Annotated in this window: 7 protein-coding genes; 5 read left to right on the plus strand and 2 right to left on the minus strand. The window is 64.6% G+C overall.

The window, feature by feature from the left end:
* Window positions 1–7 precede the first annotated feature (7 nt).
* The gene (locus ACM6IM_RS02245) at window positions 8–1,798 is read right to left on the minus strand and encodes an acyclic terpene utilization AtuA family protein (RefSeq protein ID WP_414864050.1); all 1,791 of its coding nucleotides are present in this window, start codon (window positions 1,796–1,798) and stop codon (window positions 8–10) included.
* A gap of 175 nt (window positions 1,799–1,973) precedes the next feature.
* Between ACM6IM_RS02245 and ACM6IM_RS02250 the strand changes: the two genes are divergently transcribed.
* The 3 genes from ACM6IM_RS02250 to ACM6IM_RS02260 all read left to right on the plus strand — a co-directional run bounded on the left by ACM6IM_RS02250 (window position 1,974) and on the right by ACM6IM_RS02260 (window position 4,578).
* Window positions 1,974–2,600 carry a TetR family transcriptional regulator gene (locus ACM6IM_RS02250; protein ID WP_201192973.1) on the plus strand — a complete coding sequence of 209 codons (627 nt, stop codon included), beginning with the start codon at window positions 1,974–1,976 and terminating at the stop codon, window positions 2,598–2,600.
* Between the two features lie 89 nt (window positions 2,601–2,689).
* Window positions 2,690–3,484, plus strand: a complete 795-nt coding sequence (locus tag ACM6IM_RS02255; protein ID WP_414864051.1) for a substrate-binding periplasmic protein — start codon at window positions 2,690–2,692, stop codon at window positions 3,482–3,484.
* Window positions 3,485–3,573: 89 nt separating this feature from the next.
* Entirely contained in the window at window positions 3,574–4,578 is a 1,005-nt protein-coding gene (locus ACM6IM_RS02260; protein ID WP_414864052.1) for a GNAT family N-acetyltransferase, read from the plus strand.
* A 126-nt stretch (window positions 4,579–4,704) separates the two neighbouring features.
* Here the strand turns inward: ACM6IM_RS02260 and ACM6IM_RS02265 are convergent, their stop codons facing one another.
* Complete coding sequence (locus ACM6IM_RS02265; RefSeq protein ID WP_192306299.1) at window positions 4,705–5,247, minus strand: RNA polymerase factor sigma-70; 543 nt, start codon at window positions 5,245–5,247, stop codon at window positions 4,705–4,707.
* A gap of 410 nt (window positions 5,248–5,657) precedes the next feature.
* Between ACM6IM_RS02265 and ACM6IM_RS02270 the strand changes: the two genes are divergently transcribed.
* A complete protein-coding gene (locus tag ACM6IM_RS02270; RefSeq protein ID WP_414864053.1) occupies window positions 5,658–18,656 on the plus strand; it encodes a non-ribosomal peptide synthetase in 12,999 nt (4,332 codons plus the stop codon).
* A gap of 186 nt (window positions 18,657–18,842) precedes the next feature.
* A complete protein-coding gene (locus ACM6IM_RS02275; protein ID WP_414864054.1) occupies window positions 18,843–19,664 on the plus strand; it encodes an alpha/beta fold hydrolase in 822 nt (273 codons plus the stop codon).
* Window positions 19,665–19,682: the final 18 nt, after the last annotated feature.

Here is a 19,682-nt window from a genome sequence, read left to right on the forward strand (position 1 = left end):
CAGTCCTCTAGTTGACCTGATCGGCGATGTGCGCAGGCACTGGAATCTGAATCTCCAGCAGTTGTTGGGCGAAGGCCTTGCCCTGCGGATCGATGCGCAGGCTGGCCACGCCGCCCCCGCCAAGGGCATTTTCCAGAAGGAAGTTGAGGCTGTGGGTTGCAGGCAGGTACCAGCGCTCGACGCGTCCATGAACCGGATCGAGCACGTGGCTCATCCAGTCGACGAGCACTTCCGGGGTCAAGGCCTCGGCGATCCACGGCAGGTACTCCGGCTCGCGGGCGATGACGCCGATGTTGCTGTGATTGCCCTTGTCGCCGGAGCGCGCGACGGCAAGTTTGACCAGCGCCACGCTGGCATCGGCGCGGCCCGTGGGGGGCGGCGGGGCGACCGGCAGGGGCAGGTCCGCGCTGGTGAGGGTGTCGGGGGCGGGCAGGGCACATGGGTGACGCTGGCCGTCCACGTCGACCTCCAGGGTGCAGGCGCTTTTTTCGATCAGGAACGAAAACAGCCGGATCAGCGGATACACCGTCGGCCGACCGCCGACGATCCCGGTCAACCCTGGCGCCATGCCGGTGGCCGCCTGGGCGATTTCACGGGAGAAGGTGACGAGGGCCCGTTTGTCCGGATGGCGCACGGCGAGCTTGATCACCACTTCGCGGCTGTCTTGGCGCTGGCCGTGGGGGCCATAGGTCGCCTCGCTGCCAAGCAGTTCGATGCTCACCTCGCTGTAGGGAGCCCAACCGCGCTGAAGGAAGATGTCGGAAGTCTTGTTGATGATCGCTTCGCTGACCCGTCGCGCCTTGTCGACGGCATCGATCCCGGCGATCAGGCAACTGGCGGTGCAACGAAAACCGTCCGGGTACGTCGCGCTGACCTTGTACTGGTCGGAAGGCGGCAGGCCTTTGGCGCCATGGACGTGGACCACGTTCTTGCCTTGTTGCGCCAGTTTGACCTGGGTGAAATCGCAGACCACGTCGGGCAGCAGATACGCCTGTGGGTTGCCGATTTCATAGAGCATCTGTTCGCCGACGGTCAGTGGTGTGATCAGCCCGCCGGAGCCTTCGGGTTTGCTGACGATGAACTGGCTGTCGGCGCTGACTTCGACGATGGGAAAGCCGATGTGTTCGTAGTCGGGGACGTCGCGCCAGTCGGTGAAGTTGCCGCCGGTGCACTGGGCGCCGCATTCGATGATATGACCCGCCAGTGCGGCCTGGGCGAGTTTGTCGTAGTCGTGCCAGGACCAGCCGAATTCGTGCACCAGTGCGGCGCTGACCACGGCGCTGTCGACCACGCGGCCGGTAATCACGATGTCGGCCCCCAGACGCAGGGCTTCGACGATGCCCGGCGCGCCCAGGTAGGCGTTGGTGGAAACGCACAGCGCCGGTAATGGCGCGCCGCTGAACATTTCCTGGAGGCCGCGACTGGCCAGTTGCTTGAACTGCGGTTGCAAATCATCGCCCAGCAGCACGGCAATTTTCAGCGGCACGCCGGCCTTGTCGCAGGCCGCCTGCAGGGCAGCGGCGCAGGCCTGCGGGTTGACGCCGCCGGCATTGCTGATGACGCGGATCTTCTGTTCGGCCAGTTTTCCCAGCAAGGGGCTGAGGACTTCGATGAAGTCACCGGCGTAACCGGCCTGGGGATCCTTCATCCGCGCACCGGCCATGATCGACAGGGTGATTTCGGCCAGATAATCGAACACCAGGTAGTCCAGGCGCCCGCCGTCCACCAATTGTGCGGCAGCCGTCGAGGTGTCGCCCCAGAACGCGCTGGCGCAACCGATGCGAACACTTTCAGGCACAGACCTTTCCATAGTCACCTCCATCGAACGTGCACCGAGACTACCAAGCAAGCGCTTGGTTTGTAAATCCCTTGAACATCTTCTGCCCGAGCGCTTGCTTGGTTGCCTGCGCCAGCTTAAATTGCCCGCGCAACCCCGCTGTTTTGGCGATGGACTCGACTGTAGGAGAGAACGGGTGGATGAGCAAAAAGCCCTGAAGGTCATGCGCGAACTGGTCGACAGCAACCAGTTGACCGACCCGGACAGCGCCCGTGGCAAACTGCTGCAAGTGGCGGCCCACCTGTTTCGCAACAAAGGCTTCGAACGCACGACCGTGCGCGATCTGGCCGGCGCCGTGGGCATTCAGTCGGGAAGCATCTTTCACCACTTCAAGAGCAAGGACGAAATCCTGCGGGCGGTGATGGAAGAAACCATTCGCTACAACACGGCCTTGATGCGCGCGGCCATTGCCGAGGCGGGCAGTGTGCGCGAGCGGGTGCTGGCGCTGATCCGCTGTGAGTTGCAGTCGATCATGGGTGGCAGCGGTGAAGCCATGGCGGTGCTGGTGTATGAATGGCGTTCGCTGTCCGAGGAGGGCCAGGCCCAGGTGCTGGCGCTGCGCGATATCTACGAGGAGCTGTGGCTGCAGGTGCTGGGGGAGGCCAAGGCCGCCGGTTTCATTCGTGGCGACGTGTTCATCACGCGACGCTTCCTGACCGGTGCATTGTCCTGGACCACCACCTGGTTTCGTCCCGGCGGCAGCCTGAGCCTCGATCAGTTGGCCGATGAGGCATTGATTCTGGTGCTGGAAGAGAAACAATAGTTTGCACAGGACTGCTGGAACTGGCTAAGTGGGCGAAAGCCCCTGGCTTGAATGGATTGATGGGTATGACTGGGGAGTGGGACGTTTTGATGTCTTCGCCAATTCGGACGGCTTCGCAGCTTTTGCTGGCAGCGCTTGCGACAGGCTGGGTATTGTCGTCTCCGGCCGCACAACTGGTACGTGTCGGTGCCGCGCATTTCCCGCCCTATACCGTGCGCCCGGAATCCGGCGCCGACACTGGCCTGCTGCCGCAGTTGGTGGAAGCGCTCAATGTCTCGCAACATGACTACCAGTTTGTCCTGGTGCCCACGTCCATTCCGCGACGCTTTGGCGACTTCAAGCAAGGCCGGGTGGACATGGCGATCTTCGAGAACCCGCAGTGGGGCTGGAAGGACATCCCGCACGTCAGCGTCGACATGGGGCTGGAGGACGCCGAGATCTTCGTCGCGCAGCGCCTGCCCAGTCGCCAGCAGGACTATTTCGCCGAACTGGCCGGCAAGCGTCTGGCGCTGTTCAGCGGCTATCACTACGAGTTCTCCAATTTCAATGCCGACCCCAAATACCTCGCGCAGCACTACAACGCCACGCTGACCTATTCCCACGACAGCAACCTGCTGATGGTGCTGCGCGGGCGGGCCGACATTGCCCTGGTGACACGCTCCTACCTGAGCGATTACCTGTTGCGCAACGAGAAGGTCGGCGACCAGTTGCTGGTGTCCGAACGCATCGACCAGATCTATCACCACTACGCCATTCTGCGTCCGGCCGCACCGATCAGCGGCGAGGCCTTCGCGCGGTTGCTGCAAGGGTTGCGCGACAACGGCCAGATGATGAAGATTTTCGATCCGTACAAGATCGCGGTAGTGCCGGTGCCGGGCAACTGAATACGCACGGCTGATCGCCGCCACTTAAATTTTTCCCTCTGGCTGACGTCACCTCGTTGAACTGTCGACGATTAACGTGAGCCCGACCCATGCCCGATCTGAATGACCTGAGTGCCCTGGCGCTGCCGACGGGCCAGCGCCTTGTCGCTGAAGAAAGCGAAAACCGCCTGAACCTGAGCCTGGACACGCAGCCGCTGATAACCCTGCGCCTGAGCCACGAGCCCGGGTTGACGCTGCGCGTCGAAGGGCGCTGCGACGTCCAGGCCTTGTGGGCCGCCAGTTACTGGCTGTTTGCCCGCGATGCGGCCTGTCAGCAACTGACCTGGCACCTCAATGAAGCACCTGCCCAAGCCTTGCTCAGCGGCTTGCTGGTGCCGACCGACAACCCCGGCCAGTACCACGGCCAACGCACCCTGTTCTGGCAGTTGCCGCAGCCCTGGCTGGGCCATGCATCAACCGCCTGCTACCCGCAGCACTGGGTGATCAGCGGCGGCAAGCGTCATCCGCTACGCCCGATGAAACCGCGAGGCGAAGTCTATCGGCGCTTCGACGCCCGGCTGGGAGCGTGGATCTCCCTGCGAACCCTGGACATCGAGCTGGACCTTGCACGGTTCAACCGCTGGCAGAACAGCGGACGGGTGGCGAACTTCTGGCAGGAGGAAGGCAGCCTCGAACAGCATCGCGAGTACCTGGACAAACTCGCGGCCGATCCGCACACCGTGACACTGATCGGCTGTTTCGACGATCAGCCGTTTGCCTATTTCGAAGCCTACTGGGCCAAGGAAGACCGCATCGCGCCGTTCTATGAGGCGGGCGATTACGACCGTGGCATTCACATGCTGGTCGGTGAAGAGCATCATCGCGGCCCGCACAAGGTGGCGAGCTGGCTATCGGCGCTGACCCATTACCTGTTTCTCGATGATCCGCGCACCCAGCGGGTGGTTGCCGAGCCGCGGGCCGATAACGCGAAGATGATCGGCTACCTGCAGGGCCAGCGGTTTCATTGCGAGAAGGAGTTCGACTTTCCGCACAAGCGCGCGGCGCTGATGGTGCTGGGGCGGGAGCGGTTTTTCGAGCGGTGTGGGTTGGCTTGAGGGGAAGGCATCAAGGCCGGCGGCGATTTTCAGTCAGTCATCGCGAGCAGGCTCGCTCCCACAGGTCGATCGGATGACCCTGTGGGAGCGAGCCTGCTCGCGATGGAGGCGACGCGGTTTCGATACCTACCGCCGAACAGCCGCCCGGCTGCCCGACACCTTGCGGCAATGCACCAGCGCATCGCGAATCATGAAATTCACCAGGGTCGGCGAAACGCCGAGTTCCTTGGCGATGTCCTTTTGCGGCACCCCGTGCAGGCGGTACATCTCGAAGGCATAGCGGGTGCGGGTCGGCAGCTCCGTCAGCGCGTCGGCGATGTTTTCCAGGGTCGAGAAATTGATGTGCGAGGTTTCGGGTGATGCGCCTTGAATCACCACATTCAATCCCTCCTCTTCCGGCCCGGAATACTTCTGCTCCAGCGCCTGCTTGCGGTAGTGATCGATGGCCAGGTTGCGCACGATCTGAAACAGGTAACTGAGCTGGGCCTTGATCGAGGAGGTGATCGGCGGTGCCGATTGCAGGCGGAAGAACGCGTCTTGAACCACATCTTCGGCACGCGACCGGCAACCGGTGATGCGCGCGGCAATTTTGACCAGTATCAGTCGATTGTCGACGAATGCCTGAAGTAGCGGTGAATCGCACGTGCTTGTCGATACTTGTTCCGTCATGGAAATCACCTTGCTGCGAATGGGGTCATGGGACGGCAGGTGGGATCGAGGGGCCGTCCGACATATCGAGCGACAAATTATTCTTAATGATAATGATTGTCAAATGAGAAAGAGAAACAATGCATATCAAGGGTGCAGAGTGAGAATTGCGACACATTGACGCGCCCGCTTGTGGTGCGCGCCTGCGGAATTTTTCGCCGCTCCCGACCCATTGACGATCCAGCCTGCCGACTAATTATTTCAGGACGTCATCCGTTCTCATTGGTGAATGGCTGCGGGCGCGAGCCCCGGTCAAAACAGCATTGCCAATGCCTTGCGTGGTCGGCGAAGACCACGTCCCGCATGCCCCTGAAGGGCGTGACATCAGCTCATCGATACCACTTGCAAGCCGAATTCAGGCAGGAAACCTCATGACCGACGCGTTCGAAATCCCTAGCACACTGGTCCAAGCCCTTCAGCGCCGTGCGGCCCTGACGCCGGATCGGGTGGCCTTGCGTTTTCTCGCCGAAACCCCGGATCAGGCAGTGGTGCTCAGCTATCGCGAACTGGACCGGCGGGCCCGCACGATTGCCGGGGCGTTGCAGGCCGAGGCGGAGTTCGGTGATCGTGCGGTGCTGTTGTTCCCCAGTGGTCCGGACTACGTCGCGGCCTTCTTCGGTTGCCTGTATGCCGGCGTGATCGCGGTGCCGGCCTATCCGCCGGAATCGGCCAGGCGTCATCACCAGGAACGCCTGCTGTCGATCATCGGCGATGCCGGGCCGCGCCTGTTGCTGACCAGTGCCGGTCTGCGCGATGCCTTGCAACAGATAGACGGCGCGCCGCCGCTGTTGTGCGTCGACACCCTCGACAGCGTCCTGGCCGAACGCTGGGTCGAGCCGCACCTGCCGCACGACCACATCGCTTTCCTGCAATACACCTCCGGTTCGACGGCACTGCCCAAGGGCGTGCAAGTCAGCCACGGCAACCTGGTGGCCAACGAATTGCTGATCCGCCACGGCTTCGGCATCGATGTGAACCCTGACGATGTGATCGTCAGCTGGCTGCCGCTGTACCACGACATGGGCCTGATCGGCGGGCTGCTGCAGCCGATCTTTAGCGGCGTGCCCTGCGTGTTGATGTCGCCGGCGTACTTCCTCGGCCGGCCGTTGCGCTGGCTGGAAGCAATCAGCGAATACGGCGGCACCATCAGCGGCGGGCCGGACTTCGCCTATCGCCTGTGCAGCGAGAGGGTCAGCGAGTCGGCGCTGGAGCGCCTTGACCTCAGCGGCTGGCGTGTCGCGTATTCCGGGTCCGAACCGATTCGCCTCGACACCCTGGAGCGTTTCGCCGAGAAGTTCGCCAGCTGTGGTTTTAACTCGGACAGCTTCATGGCGTCCTATGGCCTGGCGGAAGCCACGTTGTTCGTCGCCGGCACTCCGCGCGGCCATGGCATCGGCCATCTGCGGGTGGATGAACAGGCACTGGCGCAACACCGTGTCGAGCCGGGCGAGGGCAGCGCGATCATGAGTTGCGGCATCAGTCAGCCGGGCCACGCGGTGCTGATTGTCGATCCCGTGACGCTCGACGAACGGGCCGGACAGGCGGTCGGCGAAGTCTGGGCCAGCGGGCCAAGCATCGCCCACGGCTACTGGCGCAACCCCGAGGCCAGCGCCGGGACCTTTGTCCAGCACCAGGGCAAGACCTGGCTGCGCACCGGTGACCTGGGGTTCATGCACGAGGGTGAGCTGTTCATTACCGGTCGCCTGAAAGACATGCTGATCGTACGCGGCCACAACCTGTACCCGCAGGACATCGAACAGACAGTCGAGCGGGAAGTGGAAGTGGTGCGAAAAGGTCGGGTCGCGGCGTTCGCCGTGATGGTCGACGGCCAGGAGAGCATAGGCATCGCGGCGGAAATCAGCCGCAGCGTGCAGAAGATTCTGCCGCCCGAGGCGCTGATCAAGGCCATCCGACAGGCCGTGGCCGAGGCCTGTCAGGAGGCCCCGGGCGTGGTGGTGCTGCTCAATCCGGGGGCCTTGCCGAAGACCTCCAGCGGCAAGTTGCAGCGCTCGGCCTGCCGCAGTCGCCTGGACGATGGCAGCCTCGACAGTTATGCGCTGTTCCCGTCGGCGACCCCGGCCGAGCACACACAACCGCAGACCGGTACCGGACTGCAAAGCCTGATCGGCCAGATCTGGTCCGAACAACTGCAAGTGCCGCAGGTCGGCGCCGATGACCACTTCTTCCTGCTCGGCGGCAACTCGATCGCCGCGACCCAGGTGGTGGCGCGGTTGCGCGAAGCCCTGGGGCTGGAGCTGAACCTGCGCCTGCTGTTCGAAGCGCCGACCCTGGGCGCATTCACTGCCGCCGTCATGCAGCAACAACAGGACGGCGGGCTGGCTCAGGGGGCGATCAGCCCGCTGTCGCGCAGCGAAGCGCTGCCGCAATCGCTGGCGCAAAACCGCCTGTGGATCACCTGGCAACTGGACCCGCAGAGCAGCGCCTACAACATCCCCGGCGCCCTGCGCTTGCGCGGCGAACTGGACGAATCAGCCTTGCTCGCCAGCTTCCAGCACCTGATCGAACGCCACGAATCCCTGCGCACGCGCTTCTTCGAGCGTGATGGCGTGGCGCTGCAGCAGGTCGATGACGCGGCTGCCTTCAATTTGCAGCGGATCGATATCAGTGACCTGCCCGTCGCCGAGCGTGAGGCCCGGGCGCAACAGATCCGTGACGACGAAGCCCGTACTCAGTTCGACCTGGAGAAAGGCCCGTTGCTGTGGGTGACCCTGGTGCGCCTCGATGATGACGAGCACCAGTTGCTGGTGACCCTGCATCACATCATCGCTGACGGCTGGTCGCTGACTGTGCTGATCGACGAATTTTCGCGGCTTTACGCCGCCGCCACCCAGGGGCAACCGGTGGCGCTTGCGCCCTTGACCACCCAGTACGCAGACTACGGCAGTTGGCAGCGCCAGTGGCTGGCGCAGGGGGAGGGTGAGCGGCAACTGGCCTACTGGAAGGCGCAGTTGGGCGATGAACATCCAACTCTGAACCTGAGTACCGATCACCCGCGTTCGGCGCAACACCTGGGCAGCGCCGCCCGCCACACGGTGCGGTTGGAGGCGAGCCTCAGCGAGGCCATTCGCCGGACCGCCCTGGCCCATGAATCCACCCCGTTCATGCTCTTGCTCGCGGCGTTCCAGAGCCTGCTGCACCGCTACAGCGGCCAGCGCGATATCCGCATTGGCGTGCCCAATGCCAACCGCCCGCGCCTGGAAACCCAGGGACTGATCGGTTTCTTCATCAACACCCAGGTGTTGCGTGCCGAAGTGGATTCGCGCCTGCCGTTCCTTGAACTGCTGGCGCAAACCCGCGCCGCGACCCTGGGCGCCCAGGCCCATCAGGACCTGCCGTTCGAACAACTGCTCGAAGCGTTCCCCCAGGCCCGCGAGCAGGGCCTGTTCCAAGTGATGTTCAATCACCAGCAACGGGACCTCGGGGCCCTGCGGCGCCTGCCGGGCCTGCTTGCCGAAGAACTGCCGTGGCACAGCCGCGAAGCCAAGTTCGATCTGCAACTGCACAGCGAGGAGGATCGTCACGGGCGCTTGAGCCTGTCCTTCGACTACGCCAGCGAACTGTTCGACGCTGCGACCATCGAGCGCCTGGCCGGGCACTTCGGCCACCTGCTGCGCGCTGTCTGTGCACAACCGTCAACCGCCGTCGGTGACCTGCCGTTGATGGCGCCGGACGAGCTCGAGCAACAGGCGCTCTGGAGCGTTGCGCCGTGCGACCCAGCCAGCCGATGGCTGCCGGAACTGCTCTGCGAACAGGCGCGCCGGACCCCGCAACAGACGGCGTTGATCTGGGAGGGTGGCCAGCTGGATTTCGCCGGGCTGCACGCCCAGGCCAACCGCCTGGCGCATTACCTGCGCGACAAAGGCGTGGGGCCGGACGTGTGCGTGGCCATCGCCGCCGAGCGCTCGCCGCAACTGTTGATCGGCTTGCTGGCAATCATCAAGGCCGGTGGGGCCTACGTGCCGCTGGACCCGGATTACCCTGTCGAACGTCTCGCTTACATGCTGCGCGACAGCGGCGTGGAGCTGCTGCTGACGCAAACCCCGTTGCTCGACCGCCTGCCGGCTGCCGACGGTGTCTGCGTGATCGCCATGGACGCGCTGCACCTGGAGAACTGGCCGAGCCAGGCGCCGGGCCTGCATGTGCATGGCGACAACCTGGCGTATGTGATTTACACCTCCGGCTCCACCGGGCAACCCAAAGGCGTCGGCAACACCCACGCCGCCCTGGCCGAACGCCTGCAATGGATGCAGGACAGCTATCGCCTCGACGACAGCGACGTGTTGATGCAGAAGGCCCCGATCAGTTTCGACGTGTCGGTCTGGGAATGCTTCTGGCCGCTGATCACCGGCGCGCGCTTGCTGATCGCCGGCCCCGGCGAGCATCGCGATCCGTACCGCATTGCCCAATTGGTGCAGCAGTTCGGTGTGACCACGCTGCACTTCGTGCCGCCGCTGCTGGCGTTGTTCATCGATGAACCGCTCAGCGCCGAATGCACCAGTCTGCGCCGAGTGTTCTCCGGCGGCGAAGCCTTGCCGGCCGAGTTGCGCAGCCGAGTGCTGGAACACCTGCCGGCGGTGCAACTGCACAACCGCTATGGCCCGACCGAAACCGCGATCAACGTCACCCACTGGCATTGTACGAACTTCGATGGCGAGCGCTCACCGATTGGCCGGCCATTGGGCAACGTGATCTGCCGGATCCTCGACGCCGACCTCAACCCGCTGCCGGTCGGAGTGCCGGGTGAGTTGTGCATCAGCGGCATCGGGCTGGCGCGCGGCTACCTCGGGCGCCCTGGCCTGACCGCCGAACGTTTTGTGGTCGACCCGGTGGGCGAGGCGGGCACGCGCCTGTACCGCACCGGCGACCGGGCCCGCTGGACGGCCGACGGGGTGATCGAATACCTCGGCCGCCTCGACCAGCAGGTCAAGTTGCGTGGTTTCCGTGTCGAGCCGGAAGAAATCCAGGCTCGCCTGCTCACCCAGGAGGGCGTCGCCCAAGCCGTGGTGCTGGTGCGCGAGACCGCCGCCGGTGCTCAGTTGATCGGCTACTACACCGCCGCACCCACCGATGAAACCGAGGCGGCGCAAAGCGCCCGCCTGAAAACCGCGCTGGCCGCCGAGTTGCCGGACTACATGGTGCCGGCGCAGCTCCTGCGTCTGCACGAAATGCCCTTGAGCCCCAGCGGCAAGCTCGACCGCCACGCCTTGCCCGAACCGAGCTGGCAGGGGGCCGAACATGTCGAGCCGGTCACGGCGCTGGAGCAGCAGGTCGCCGCGATCTGGCGCGAAGTCCTGGGGTTGGCGCAGGTCGGTCTGCGCGACGACTTCTTTGCCCTCGGCGGCCACTCGCTGCTGGCCACGCAAATCATCTCGCGCACCCGTCAGGCCTGCGACGTCGAATTACCGTTGCGCGCGTTGTTCGAACACAGCGAACTGGGTGCATTCGCCGAGCAGGTCCGGTTGATCCAGGCCAGCGGTCGCACCAACCAGCAACCGCCGATCGAGAAAGTCGACCGCAGCCAACCGGTGCCGCTGTCCTACTCCCAGCAGCGCATGTGGTTCCTCTGGCAGATGGAGCCGGACAGCCCGGCCTACAACGTTGGCGGCATGGCTCGCTTGCGCGGGGTACTGGATGTCGGGCGTTTCGAGACGGCGTTGCAGGCGCTGATCCTGCGTCACGAAACCCTGCGCACCACGTTCCCGAGCGTCGATGGCGTGGCGCAGCAGCGGGTCCACCCGCAAACCGGCGTGCGCATGGACTGGCAGGATTTCTCGGCACTGGACATCGACCTGCGTGAGCAACGGGTGCAGGCACTGGCAGACAGCGAAGCACACCGGCCTTTCAACCTGGAAACCGGACCACTGCTGCGTGCCTGTCTGGCCAAGACCGCCGAGCAGGAACACTACCTGGTGCTGACCTTGCACCACATCGTGACCGAAGGCTGGGCGATGGATATTTTCGCCCGCGAACTCAGCGCGCTCTACGAAGCCTTTGTCGATGACCGCGAGTCGCCGCTGGCGCCGTTGCCGGTGCAATACCTGGATTACAGCGTCTGGCAGCGCCAGTGGCTGGAATCCGGCGAGCGCCAGCGCCAGCTCGATTACTGGACCGCGCAACTGGGCCGTGAACATCCGTTGCTGGAACTGCCGGCCGACCGTCCGCGCCCACCGGTGCAAAGCCATCGGGGCGAGCTGTTCCGTTTCGACCTGAGCGACGACCTTGCGGCGCGGGTTCGGGCCTTCAATGCTCGCAACGGCCTGACCCTGTTCATGACCATGACCGCCACCCTGGCGCTGCTGCTTTACCGCTACAGCGGCCAGACCGACCTGCGCATCGGCGCGCCGGTGGCCAACCGCATCCGCCCGGAAAGCGAAGGGCTGATCGGGGCGTTCCTCAATACCCAGGTCCTGCGTTGCCGGCTCGACGGGCAGATGTCGGTCGGCGAATTGCTGGAGCAGGTACGCCAAACCGTCATTGAAGGACAGTCCCATCAGGACCTGCCGTTCGATCATCTGGTGGAGGCGCTGCAGCCGCCACGCAGTGCCGCGTATAACCCACTGTTCCAGGTGATGTGCAACGTGCAGCGCTGGGAGTTCCAGCAAAGCCGCCGGCTCGACGGCATGACGGTCGAGTACCTGGCCAACGATGCGCGGGCGACCAAGTTCGACCTCAACCTGGAGGTCACCGACCTCGATCATCGTCTGGGTTGCTGCCTGACCTACAGCACCGACCTGTTCGACGAGCCGCGCATCGCGCGCATGGCCGGGCATTGGCGCAACCTGCTGCAAGCGCTGGTTGCCGATCCGCAGCAGCGTCTGAGCGAGGTGCCCTTGCTGCCCGTCGCCGAGCAACGGCAGTTGTTCGAGAGCCTGGGTGTCGGGCCCGGCGAACATCGCCTCGACCAATGCCTGCATCAGCTGTTCGCCGAGCAGGCACGGCTGCGCAAGGACGCACCGGCGCTGACGTTCGCCGGGCAGACCCTGAGCTATGCCGAACTCGACAGCCGTGCCAATCGCCTGGCCTGGATGCTGCGTGAACGCGGGGTCGGCCCGCAGGTGCGCGTCGGCCTGGCGCTTGAGCGTTCGCTGGAAATGGTCATTGGTTTGCTGGCGATCCTCAAGGCCGGTGGTGCCTACGTGCCGCTGGACCCGGAATACCCGCTCGACCGTCTGCATTACATGATCGAAGACAGCGGCGTCGGCTTGCTGCTCAGTGATGCGGCGATGTTTGCCGCGTTGGGCGAGCTGCCGTCGACCATCGCCCGCTGGTGCCTGGAAGAAGACGCGGCGCAACTGGCCGATTACCCGGCCACCGAACTGCCTTTCATCAGCCTGCCGCAACATCAGGCGTACCTGATCTACACCTCCGGCTCCACCGGCAAACCCAAGGGCGTGGTGGTGTCCCACGGTGAAATCGCCATGCATTGTCAGGCCGTCATCGAGCGCTTCGGCATGCGCCCGGACGATTGCGAGCTGCACTTCTATTCGATCAATTTCGATGCGGCGACCGAGCGCCTGCTGGTGCCCCTGTTGAGCGGCGCGCAAGTCGTCCTGCGAGCGCAGGGCCAGTGGGACGCCGAGGAAATCTGCGGGCTGATCCGCCGCCATCACATCAACATCCTGGGTTTCACCCCCAGCTACGGCAGCCAGCTCGCACAGTGGCTGGCAACGCAAGGCCAAACCCTGCCGGTGCGCATGTGCATCACCGGCGGTGAAGCCTTGACCGGCGAACACCTGCAGCGAATTCGCGCGGCGTTCACCCCGAGCCTGTTCTTCAACGCCTACGGCCCGACCGAAACCGTGGTCATGCCGCTGGCCAGCCTGGCGCCGCCGGTGCTGGAAGAAGGGTTGGGCAGCGTGCCGATCGGCAGCGTGATCGGCGCCCGTGTGGCGTACATTCTCGATGCCGACCTGGCGCTGGTGCCGCCAGGCGCGACCGGCGAGCTGTATGTCGGCGGGGCCGGCCTGGCCCAGGGTTATCACCAGCGTGCGGGTATCACGGCGGAGCGCTTCGTCGCCGACCCGTTCGCCAATGGCGGCGGGCGCATGTACCGCACCGGCGACCTGGTGCGCCAGCGCGCCGACGGTCTGGTGGAATACCTCGGGCGCATCGACCATCAAGTGAAGATTCGCGGCTTCCGTATCGAGTTGGGCGAGATCGAAACCCGCCTGCTGGAGCATGCCGCAGTCCGTGAGGCGGTGGTGCTGGCGCTCGACGCGCCAAGCGGCAAACAACTGGTCGGCTACCTGGTCGCCGACGTCGCCGAAGGGGACGACGTGCAACAGGCCGAGCTGCGCGAAGCGCTCAAGGCTCACCTGAAATCCCAACTGCCGGAATACATGGTGCCCACGCACCTGATCCTGCTGGCGAGCATGCCGTTGACCGCCAACGGCAAGCTCGACCGCCGTGCGTTGCCGGCACCGGACCCGGAGCTCAATCGCCAACGCTACGTGGCGCCGAGCAACCCGCTGGAACAGACGCTGGCGCAGATCTGGTGCGACGTGCTGAACGTCGCGCAGGTCGGCCTCAACGACAACTTCTTCGAACTGGGCGGTGACTCGATCCTGTCGATCCAGGTGGTCAGTCGTGCGCGGCAACAGGGCATTCACTTCAGCCCGCGCGACCTGTTCCAGCACCAGACCGTGCAAACCCTGGCCGCCGTCGCCAGTCGTGCCGAGCAGGTCATCGCCGAGCAGGGCCTGCTCAGCGGCGAATCGCGCCTGACGCCGATCCAGCACTGGTTCTTCGACACCGCTATTGCCCAGCGCCAGCATTGGAATCAGGCAGTGCTGCTGGAACCGAACGGGGTGCTCGAGCCCCATCGCCTGGAACAGGCGCTGCTGGCGGTGATCGAGCAACATGATGCCTTGCGCCTGCGCTTCAGCCAGGCTTCGGGCGCCTGGACGGCGGTGCACCAGGACGTGTCCGACCTGCCGGTGCTGTGGCAGGTGCGGGTGACGTCCATGGACAAATGCGCAGCGCTGTTCGCCGACGCGCAACGCAGCCTCGACCTCGAACAGGGGCCGCTGATGCGGGTGCTGCTGATCGACGGCCCTGAGGGGCAGCAACGGTTGTTCCTGGCGATCCACCATCTGGTGGTGGATGGCGTGTCATGGCGTGTGTTGCTGGACGATCTGCAGACGGTGTATCGGCACCTGGAGGCCGGACAATCGGTGAAACTGCCGGCGAAAACCAGCGCCTTCAAGGACTGGACCGCACGCCTGCAGGCCTATGCCAGCAGCGAATCCCTGCGCGAGGAGCTGGGCTGGTGGCAAGCGCAACTGGCCGGGCCGAGTGCCGATCTGCCGTGCGATCACCCCGACGGCGGGCGGCAGAATCGCCATGCCGAAACGGTCAGCGTGCGCCTCGATGCCGACTGCACCCGGCAATTGTTGCAGCAGGCGCCCAGCGCCTATCGCACCCAGGTCAACGACCTGTTGCTGACCGCCCTGGCCCGCGTGCTGTGCCGCTGGAGCGGCCACGACTCGGCGTTGATTCAACTGGAGGGCCACGGGCGTGAGACGCTGTTCGATGACATCGACCTGACCCGTACGGTCGGCTGGTTCACCAGCGCTTACCCGCTGCGCCTGACCCCGGTGAACATCGAGGAAGCCGCCGGACAGGGCGCCTCGATCAAGGCGATCAAGGAGCAACTGCGCGGTGTACCCCACAAGGGGCTGGGTTATGGCGTGTTGCGTTACCTGGCGGACCAGCCGTGCCGCGAGGCCATGGCCGCGCTGCCGGTGGCGCCGATCACCTTCAACTACCTGGGGCAGTTCGACCAGAGCTTCGGCGCGCAGGCGCTGTTCCGCCCGCTGGACGAACCAGTCGGCGCCGCCCACGACCCGCACGCGCCGCTGCCCAACGAACTGAGCGTCGACGGCCAGGTCTATGGCGGCGAACTGGTGCTGCGCTGGACCTTCAGCGCCGAACGCCATGATGCGCAGACCATCAGCGAGCTGGCGGACGCCTACCTGGGCGAGTTGCAGAGCCTGATCGACCATTGCCTGCGCGACGACACCGGAGGCCTGACCCCGTCGGACTTCCCACTGGCGAGGTTGACCCAGGCGCAACTCGATGCCTTGCCGATTGCGGCAGCGGCCATCGAAGACGTCTACCCGCTGACGCCGATGCAGGAGGGCATGCTGTTGCACACCCTGCTCGAGCCGGGCACCGGTCTCTACTACATGCAGGACCGTTATCGCATCAACAGCGAACTCGACCCGCAGCGTTTCGCCCAGGCCTGGCAAGCGGTGATCGCCCGTCACGAAGCCTTGCGTGCGTCGTTCTGCTGGAACGTTGGCGAAGACATGCTGCAAGTCATCCACAAGCCGGGCAGCACGCCAATCGAATACCTCGACTGGTGTGACATCGCTGACGACGAGCAGGAGCCGAAGCTGCAACGCCTGCTCAGGACCGAACGCGAAGCCGGATTCGACCTGCTCAACCAGGCGCCATTCCATCTGCGCCTGATTCGCGTCGGCGCAGCGCGCTATTGGTTCATGATGAGCAACCACCACATCCTCATCGATGCCTGGTGCCGCTCGCTGCTGATGAGCGATTTCTTCGAAATCTACAGGGCCCTGGGCGAAGGCCGCGAAGCGCAGCTGACGGCGGCGCCGCGGTATCGCGACTACATCGGCTGGTTGCAACACCAGAGCCTGGCCGAGGCACGGCAGTGGTGGAAAGCCAATCTGCAAGGCTTCGAACGGACCACGCCAATCCCCAGCGACCGGCCGTTCCTGCGCGAACACGCCGGCGACAGCGGCGGCATGATCGTCGGTGACCGCTACACAAGGCTCGAGGCCCGCGACGGTGCGCGATTGCGTGAGCTGGCGCAGGCCCATCAGTTGACCATCAACACTTTCGCCCAGGCAGCCTGGGCCCTGGTGCTGCGGCGCTTGAGCGGTGATCGCGACGTGCTGTTCGGCGTGACGGTGGCCGGGCGTCCGGTGGAGATGCCGGAGATGCAGCGCACCGTCGGCCTGTTCATCAACAGCATCGCGCTGCGGGTGAAAATGCCCGGGGACGATCAGCGTTGCAGCGTGCGTCAGTGGCTGACGGCGCTGCTCGACAGCAACATGCAACTGCGTGAGTACGAATACCTGCCGTTGGTGAGCATTCAGGAAAACAGCGAGTTGCCCAAGGGCCAGCCGCTGTTCGACAGCCTGTTCGTGTTCGAGAACGCCCCGGTGGAGGTGTCGGTGCTGGATCGTGCGCAAAGCCTCAATGCGACGTCGGACTCCGGCCGCACCCACACCAACTTCCCGCTGACGGCCGTGTGTTATCCGGGCGATGACCTTGGCTTGCACCTGTCCTACGACCAGCGTTACTTCGACGAATCGACGGTCGAGCGCATGCTCGGCGAGTTCAAGCGTCTGTTGCTGGCGCTGGTGGAAGGTTTCCATGGCGACATGGCCGACTTGCCGCTGCTGGGCGCCGAGGAACGAGACTTCCTGGTCCACGGTTGCAACCAGAGCACCCATGATTACCCGCTGGAGCAGAGCTACGTGGCGTTGTTTGAAGCGCAAGTGGCCGCACATCCGCAGCGCATCGCCGCCAGTTGCCTTGACCGCCAACTCGGTTACGCCGAGCTCAACGCGTGCAGCAACCGCCTCGGCCACGCGCTGATCGCGGCCGGGGTCGGGCTGGACCAGCCGGTGGCGTTGCTGGCCGAACGTGGCCTCGATCTGCTGGGGATGATCATCGGCAGCTTCAAGGCGGGCGCGGGTTACCTGCCGCTGGACCCAGGGCTGCCGAACCAGCGCCTGAGCCGGATCATCGACCTGAGCCGCACGCCCTTGCTGGTCTGCACCCAGGCCTGTCGCGAGCAGGCGCTGGCGTTGCTCGAGGAGTCGGGCTGTGCCCATCGCCCGCGGTTACTGGTGTGGGAGGAGGTACAGGCCAGCGATCGCTCGGTGGCCAACCCCGGGGTCTACAGCGGCCCGGACAACCTGGCCTACGTGATCTACACCTCCGGTTCGACCGGTTTGCCCAAGGGCGTCATGGTCGAGCAGCGTGGCATGCTCAACAACCAGTTGAGCAAGGTGCCGTACCTGAATCTGAGCGAGGCTGACGTGATCGCGCAGACCGCCTCGCAAAGCTTCGACATTTCGGTCTGGCAGTTCCTCGCCGCGCCGTTGTTCGGTGCGCGGGTGGACATCGTGCCGAACACCCTTGCCCATGATCCACAAGGATTGTTGGCGCATGTGGCGACACAGGGCATTACCGTGCTGGAAAGCGTGCCGTCGCTGATCCAGGGCATGCTCGCCCAGGAGCGCATGAGCCTCGACGGGCTGCGCTGGATGTTGCCGACCGGTGAAGCGATGCCGCCGGAACTGGCCCATCAGTGGTTGCTGCGTTACCCGGACATCGGGCTGGTGAATGCCTATGGCCCGGCGGAGTGTTCGGATGACGTGGCGTTCTTCCGCGTCGACAGGGCCTCGACCCGTGGCAGTTACCTGCCGATTGGCACGCCCACCGACAACAACCGTCTGTACTTGCTGGACGGCGCACTGGAGCTGGTGCCGCTGGGGGCGGTGGGTGAGTTGTGCGTTGCCGGCACCGGCGTCGGGCGCGGTTATGTCAGCGATCCGCTGCGCACCGCGCAGGTGTTCGTGCCCGATCCGTTTGGCGAACCGGGCGCGCGCCTGTATCGCACCGGCGACCTGGCCCGGCGTCGCAGCGACGGCGTGCTGGAGTACGTCGGACGCATCGACCATCAGGTGAAAATTCGCGGCTACCGCATCGAACTGGGTGAAATCGAGGCGCGCCTGCATGAACAACCACAAGTGCGTGAAGCGGCGGTCGGCGTGCAGGAGGGTGCGAACGGCAAGCATCTGGTCGGTTACCTGGTGGCGGCGGACGCCACGCTGAATTCGACCGAGCACCTTGAACGCATCAAGCAGCGCCTGCGCGCCGAGCTGCCGGAATACATGGTGCCGCTGCACTGGCTGTGGCTGGAGCGGATGCCGCTCAACGCCAACGGCAAACTGGACCGCAAGGCCTTGCCGGCGCTGGAGATCGGCCAGTTGCAGGGCCAGGATTACCTGGCCCCGCGCAATGAGCTGGAACAGACCCTGGCCGATATCTGGGCCGAAGTGCTGAAGGTCGATCAGGTGGGCGTTCGCGACAACTTCTTCGAACTGGGCGGGCATTCGTTGCTGGCCACGCAGATCGCTTCGCGGGTGCAAAAGACCCTGCAACGGGATGTGCCGTTGCGCGCCATGTTCGAGTGCAGCACGGTGCAGGAACTGGCCGAGTACATCGAAGGGCTGGCGGCCAGTGAAATCACCGGGGACAAGGCGGACCGCCTGAATGACCTGATGGCTGAGTTGGAGGGGTTCTAGTTCTGTAGCGCCTGTACCGACCGCTTCGCGAGCAGGCTCGCTCCCACAAGGGTTCTGTGTCCGCAGGACTCTGTGGGAGCGAGCCCGCTCGCGATGGCGTCTGCACGCTCGTCACAATTTGTGCGTTGACGGTCGATTCGTTGCGCATCAGTCTGCTTCCTCCCTTTTTGGCAGAGGAGCCAGTCAATGCCCTTCGTAACGATTGACGGACAACCCCTTCACTACATCGACCAGGGCACCGGCCCGGCCGTTCTGCTGGCCGGCAGTTACCTTTGGGACCAGGCCATGTGGGCGCCGCAAATAGCTGCGCTCTCGCCGCACTACCGGGTCATTGCTCTGGACCTGTGGGGCCACGGCGAATCCGGGCAACTGCCCGAAGGCACTGCAACGCTGGACGACATCGCCCGCCAGGCCCTGGGGTTGCTCGATCACCTGGGCATCGACCGGGTGACGCTGGTCGGCCTGTCGGTAGGGGGCATGTGGGGCGCGCGCCTGGCCTTGTCGGCGCCGCAGCGGCTCAACGGCCTGGTGTTGATGGACACCTACCTCGGCGCCGAGCCCGAACCGACCCGCCAGTATTATTTTTCGCTGCTCCAGCAGATCGAGGACAGCGGCGTGATTGCAGCGCCACTGCTCGATATCGTGGTGCCGATCTTCTTCCGCCCAGGCATCGACCCGCAGTCGGCGCTGTACCGGGACTTTCGCGCGAAACTGGCGGCGCTGCCGGCTGAGCGTCTGCGTCAGAGCATTGTGCCGATGGGGCGGATTACCTTCGGGCGTGAGGATGAGTTGTCGCGCCTGGGGCAGTTGAATGCCGCCACCACGCTGGTGATGGGTGGCGATCAGGACAAGCCGCGCCCGCCGTCCGAAGCCCGGGAAATGGCGGAGCTGATCGGTTGCCCGTATGTGCAGGTGCCTGAGGCCGGGCATATCTCCAACCTGGAGAACCCGTCGTTCGTGACCGAGACGTTACTGAAGTTTCTAAGCGAGAGGAATCGGGTGGTCTGAGCATTTCCTGTGGGGGCG

Source organism: Pseudomonas sp. IT-P12 (genome assembly GCF_949767465.1).
Lineage (GTDB): Bacteria > Pseudomonadota > Gammaproteobacteria > Pseudomonadales > Pseudomonadaceae > Aquipseudomonas.